Source organism: Kitasatospora sp. NPDC007106 (genome assembly GCF_040634455.1).
Lineage (GTDB): Bacteria > Actinomycetota > Actinomycetes > Streptomycetales > Streptomycetaceae > Kitasatospora > Kitasatospora arboriphila.
The window spans coordinates 1-5,340 of sequence record NZ_JBEYFP010000412.1 but is presented as its reverse complement, the minus strand read 5'-3'; the positions used below and the strand labels follow the sequence as shown (position 1 = coordinate 5,340).

The 5,340-nt window shown below is 74.2% G+C and carries 4 protein-coding genes and 1 pseudogene; 3 read left to right on the top strand and 2 right to left on the bottom strand.

Features of this window, described 5'->3' with window-relative positions; translation table 11 throughout:
• Window positions 1-64: 64 nt before the first annotated feature.
• Together ABZ641_RS24875 and ABZ641_RS24870 are read right to left on the bottom strand one after the other, a co-directional pair.
• Window positions 65-913 (bottom strand): ABC transporter permease, encoded by an 849-nt coding sequence (locus tag ABZ641_RS24875; protein WP_344626109.1) that lies wholly within the window; start codon window positions 911-913, stop codon window positions 65-67.
• A pseudogene (locus ABZ641_RS24870) lies at window positions 910-1,467 on the bottom strand (ABC transporter ATP-binding protein); the annotation flags it as partial. The gene ABZ641_RS24875 and the pseudogene ABZ641_RS24870, both read right to left, overlap by 4 nt.
• Here ABZ641_RS24870 and ABZ641_RS24865 point away from each other — a divergent pair.
• From ABZ641_RS24865 to ABZ641_RS24855, 3 genes are all read left to right on the top strand, one after another.
• Window positions 1,414-3,558 (top strand): lantibiotic dehydratase, encoded by a 2,145-nt coding sequence (locus tag ABZ641_RS24865; protein WP_359985037.1) that lies wholly within the window; start codon window positions 1,414-1,416, stop codon window positions 3,556-3,558. The pseudogene ABZ641_RS24870 and the gene ABZ641_RS24865 overlap by 54 nt on opposite strands.
• Window positions 3,542-4,582 carry a lantibiotic dehydratase C-terminal domain-containing protein gene (locus tag ABZ641_RS24860; protein ID WP_344623353.1) on the top strand — a complete coding sequence of 347 codons (1,041 nt, stop codon included), beginning with the start codon at window positions 3,542-3,544 and terminating at the stop codon, window positions 4,580-4,582. Before ABZ641_RS24865 ends, ABZ641_RS24860 begins: the two co-directional genes overlap by 17 nt.
• Before the next feature lie 2 nt (window positions 4,583-4,584).
• A partial coding sequence (locus ABZ641_RS24855) for a SagB/ThcOx family dehydrogenase (protein WP_359985034.1) occupies window positions 4,585-5,340 on the top strand: 756 nt, incomplete at its 3' end.

Below are 5,340 nucleotides of genomic sequence, written 5' to 3'. Positions count from 1 at the left end.
ATGATGGGCGGGACGGCCGCCGCGGTGCCCGGACACCGCCGGGCACCGCGACGGGCGCAGGGTCTCAGGCGTCGCTGCGCACCAGGCGGACGGCCGCGCCGGCCAGTGCCGCGACCGTCCACACGACGAAGACCACCAGGCCGGCCGTCGGCGACAGCGTCGAAGCATCGTGGTGCAGGGTGAACATCGCCTCGCCGGCGTGGCTCGGCAGGTAGGGTGCGATGTCGTCCTGCCACGAACTCGGCAGCAGCGACACCAGGCCCGGGACGAGCATCAGCGACGCCACCAGCACCGAGATGCCGCCCGCCACCGACCGCAGCAGCACACCCAGGGCGACACCGATCACCCCGACCAGCCCGAGGTAGAGACCCGCACCGAACAGGCCGCGCACCACGCCGGCGTCCGACAGGACCATCGCGGCACGGGTGCCCGAGACGATGCGGCTGTCGACGACGAAGGCGGCGAACACCCCGGCGGTACCGACGAGCAACGCGACCGCACCGAACACCACGGCCTTCGACCACAGGACGGGCAGGCGACGCGGCACCGCGGCCAGGGTGGAGCGGATCATGCCGGTCGAGTACTCGCCGGCGGCGACCAGGACACCGAGGACGCCGAGGGCCAGCTGCGCGAAGTTCGTGCCGAACAGCGACAGGCTGAGCGCGGAGGCGGAGGCGAAGTCCCGGTCCATCGGCCGGCCCGAGGTGATCCGCGACTTGAACTGGTACGCGGCGATCAGGCCGAACGCCACCAGGAAGAACAGGCCGAGGCCCAGGGTGATCCAGGTCGAGCGCAGCGACCACATCTTCGCCCACTCCGAGCGCAGGACACGCGCTCCGGTCACCCTGTAGCCGGGACGGGCCGGCCGCTCGGCGGTGGCCGCCGGGGCCCGGTTCGGTGCGACGGTGCTCATGCGGCACGCTCCTCGGATTCGATGCCGGTGGTGGAGCCGTGGTACTCCACGGCGTCCCGGGTCAGGTCCATGAAGGCCTCCTCCAGGGAGACGGTCCGGGTGGCCAGCTCGAACAGGGCGATGCCGTGCTCGGCGGCCTTCAGGCCGATGGCGCGCGCCGTCGCCCCGGAGACCAGCAGCTCCTCGGAGCCGGCCTGCCCGGTGATCTCGACACCGGGCCCGGCGAGGACCTCCCGCAGCCGGGCCGGGTCGGCGGTGGCGACCTTCACCACGTCCCCGCCGGCCTGCCGGACGAGCTCCTGCACGGTGGTGTCGGCGAGCAGCCGGCCGCGCCCGACGACGATCAGGTGGTCGGCGACCAGCGCGACCTCGCTCATCAGGTGCGAGGACACGAAGACGGTGCGGCCCTCGGCGGCGAGGCCGGACAGGAGGTTGCGGATCCACAGCACGCCCTCCGGGTCGAGACCGTTCACCGGCTCGTCCAGCATCACGGTCGCCGGATCGCCCAGCAGCGCCGCCGCGATGCCCAGCCGCTGGCCCATGCCGAGGGAGAATACCTGGCCCGCTCCGCCGCCAAGACCAGCCCCTACTCCACCTTCACCAGCAGCGGACTGGCCGCCTGGGGAACGTCCGACGACATCGTCGAACCGTCCGCACGGCTGACGGAGCACCAGGGCACCGCCCCGACCGGCACCGAGGTCAGCATCGGCACGCTGCACCGGATCGCCCGCGCCGTCGGCGAACGCCCGGACGTCGCCGGCGGCTGCCCGATCCGGATCAACCCGAGCGCCACCGTCGTCGGCGACACACTGGTCTTCCTCGGCCGCCGTCCGGTCGAGCACGTGCACGGCCTCGCGCTCACCCCGACGCTGCGCCGGGTCCTCGACGTGACCACGCACGGCACCACCCCGGACGAGCTGCGCGGCGCACTGCTGGCCCGGGCGGCCGACGGACACCAGGCCGACGCCTTCCTGCGCCGCCTGGTCACCCTCGGCGTGCTGGAGCCCGTCCCGCCGCTCGCCGACCAGAGCCCGGACCCGGTCGCCGACCTGCGCTCCTGGCTGCACCGGTTGCGCCGGCCAGGCCTGCAGGAGCTGGACCGGACCCTGCACGCGGTGCAGGAGGCGCTGTCGGCCTACCCGACCATCGCCGCGCCCGCAGCCCGGGTCGCCGTCCGCGACGCCGTGGTCCGCGGCCTGGACACCGCCCTGCGCGAGGCGGGTGACCACGCCCACCTGCACAACCCCAAGCTGGCCAAGGAGTTCGCCCGGTACAGCTTCTACGAGAACGCCGTCCACCCGGGCACCGCCGCCGTGCTGGACCTGGAACGCTGGCAGCCCCTGCTGGACGACCTGGACGCCGTGCGCACCCTGCTCGGCCTGATCGGGCCCGACCTGCCCGCCAAACTGACCCTGAGCCGGCTGTTCCGCGACCGGTACCCGGCCGGGGCCGAGGTCCCGCTGCTGGTGTTCTACCGGGACGTGCTGACCGAGCAGCAGAACGCCGCCCCCGCGCCCGCCGCCGGGGACGGCCCCGGGGACGGACCCGGACACGGACTCGGGGACGCGCTGCGCGAACTGCAGCACCTGCGCGCCGCCGCCAAGCGGCTGCTGGGCGAGCGGGCACCCGACCCGGACGGGGTGGTCCGCATCGACCCGGAGGAGATCCGCACGCTCGCCAAGGAGTGGCCGGGCTGGGTGCGCACCCCCACCTCCGTGGCCGCCTACTGCCAACTCGCCGCCACCGCGCAGGGCCACGAGCTGGTGGTCAACACCGTCAGCTGCGGATTCGGCCGCGGCCGGAACCGGGTGCGGCAGATCCTGGACGGGCTCGACCTGCACACCGACGCACCGGCCGACCACGGACCGGCCGCCGGCCGCGGCGAGGTGCTGTTCGCCGAGTTCGAGGCCGTGGCCAGGTCCGCGGTCAACGTCAGGAAGCCCGGGGTGCGGCTGGTCGTCGACTACCCCGGCGTGCGCAGCCTCCGCGACCCGGACGACCGGCTGCCGGTCAACGACCTGTCGGTGCGGCGCGGCGGCGACGGGCTGCTCCAGCTGGTGTCACGACGGCTCGGCCGGCAGATCTGCCCCGTCCACCCCGGCCTCGGCGACCGGCTGCTGCCACCCGCCGCACGGTTCATGGTCGAGGCCTTCGGCGAGTCCACCACCTGGTTCGGCGCGCACACCGAACTCCGGATGACCTCGGACCCGCGCACCGACACCGGCGTGCGCCGCCTTCCGCGGCTGACGGTCGGCACGGTGGTGCTGCGCCGCGCCGTGTGGATGACCCGCGCGGACCGGATGCCCCGGCGCGCCGACGCCGCCACCGACGCGGCCTGGATGCTGCGGACGGCCGGATGGCTGGCCGAACACGGCATCCCCGAGCGGTGCTTCGTGACCGTGCTCGACCCGGCCACCCTGGCCGGGGGCGGCGGCCGGGCCCCGCGCAACGACACCAAACCCACCTACGTGGACTTCGCGAGCATGCTGCTGCTGCTCGGGTTGGAACGTCGGCTCGCCGAGCCGGACGCGATCGTGCAGATGACCGAGACCCTGCCGGACCCCGGCCGGATCCGCGGCGAGCGCGTCGCCGAGTACATCGTGGAACTCAACGAGCCCGGAGTCACCCATGTCCGACACACCTGACCTGCCCGTTGCGTCCGCCCCGGCCGACCTGCCGGAGCCGCCCGCGACGGCCGCACGCACCTGGGTCAGCGCCCACCTCCACTACCACGGCGACCAGGACGCCCTGGTCGTCGGCGCCGTCCGGCCCGCCGTCGAGCGGCTGCGCCGGGCCGGGCAGGCCGAGGGCTTCTTCTTCCTGCGCTACTGGGAGGGCGGCCCGCACGTCCGGCTGCGGGTGCTCACCGACCCCGAGCGGGCCGCGGAGGTCCGGGCCGTCATCGAGGAGACCGCCGCGGAGTTCTACCGGACCTCGCCGTCCGGATCCCCGATGACCCCGCAGGAGTACGCCGACTCCGCACCGGGCCTGGCAGCGCTGGAACGGATGGCCGCCTACGACACGGAACTCCACCCGGACAACTCGGTCGCGTTCGTCGACTACCGGCCGGAGACCGGGGTGTTCGGCACCGGCCGCTCGCTGGAGGCGGTCGAGCGGCAGCTGATGGCGGCCAGCGCGCTGGCCCTGGAGCTGATCGCCCGCGGCCGCACCCCGGGGCAGCGCGCCATGGACGCCTTCGCCATGCTGGCCGCCAACCGCACCCTGTTCACCGGCATTCTGCCCGAACTCGCCTACCAGGCACGGTTCATGGTCGAGAGCGGCGGTCAGGCCGCGCAGCTGATCGGCACACCGGCGTTCGAACGACACTACGAGGCCAACAAGGCCCGGCTGCGCTCCACCCTGGAGGCGGTGTGGGCGGCCACCCGGGGCGTGGCACTGCCCGACGGGTCGGTGGCGGGCACCTGGCTGGCGAGCACCAGGGACCTGAACGACACCCTGGTCCGCCTCGAACTGCTCGACCGGCTGGACGCGTACCCGAGCTTCGAGGCGCCCGCCGACGTCCTGGACCACATCAACCACGTGGTGCCGCAGCTGATCGTGGAGCGGTGCGCGCACCTGATGTGCAACCGGCTCGGCATCGGCCTGGCCCAGGAGTCCCACCTGCGGCTGCTGCTGACCCGCACCGCCTTCGACCTGTGCGCGGTGTGACCGTGAACGACCCGGTCACCCGCTACCAGGAGGACGTGCACACCCCGACCGAGGTGGCCGACCCGCAGGCGTTCCCGCCCCGGGTCGTCAAGAGCTACCCGGGCGCGCCGCGGCACCCGCTGCCCTGGCCGCCCGAGCGCGCCGGGCACCGGCTCGGCCGACTGCTCGCCGACCTCGGCGGCATCACCCGCGCGCAGTGGCTGACACCACTGGACATGCTGCCCTTCACCGACGGCTTCGACGCGATCCCCGACGACGACCCGCTGCAGTGGCTGGTCACCAGGCGACCGACCCCGTCGGGCGGCGCCCGCTACAGCGCCGAGTGGTACGTGATCGCCGGCCCCGACTCCGGGGTGCCGACCGGCGTCCACTACTACGACCCGGCCCGCCACGACCTGGTCCGCCTGCGCGCGGGCGACCACCTCGGCCGGGTCGCCTCCCGGCCGGCCGCCACGGTACTCGTGCAGACCAACGTGTTCTGGCGGCTCGCCGCGAAGTACGGCGAGATGCACTACCGGCTCGCCTGCCTGGAGGCCGGGATCCAGGTGGCGCAGGCCCTCGCGGTCACCGACGGGCAGGAAGCCACCGCCCGGCTCCGCTTCCCCGACGCCGACCTCGCCGAACTGCTCGGCCTCGACCCCCGCGAGGAGGGCGTGCACGCGCTCGTCGAGCTGCTCCCGCCGCCCCCGCCCGCCGTGCCCGGCCCGTCCATGGCCGCCTTCCCGCGCGCCCACGCCGCCCACACCGCCGTGCTCGCC

What these genes read in the sequence shown, in the direction of transcription:
- ABZ641_RS24875 (WP_344626109.1), bottom strand. Translation starts at nt 913, where the DNA reads ATGAGCACCGTCGCACCGAACCGGGCCCCGGCGGCCACCGCCGAGCGG.
- ABZ641_RS24860 (WP_344623353.1), top strand. Translation starts at nt 3,542, where the DNA reads ATGTCCGACACACCTGACCTGCCCGTTGCGTCCGCCCCGGCCGACCTG.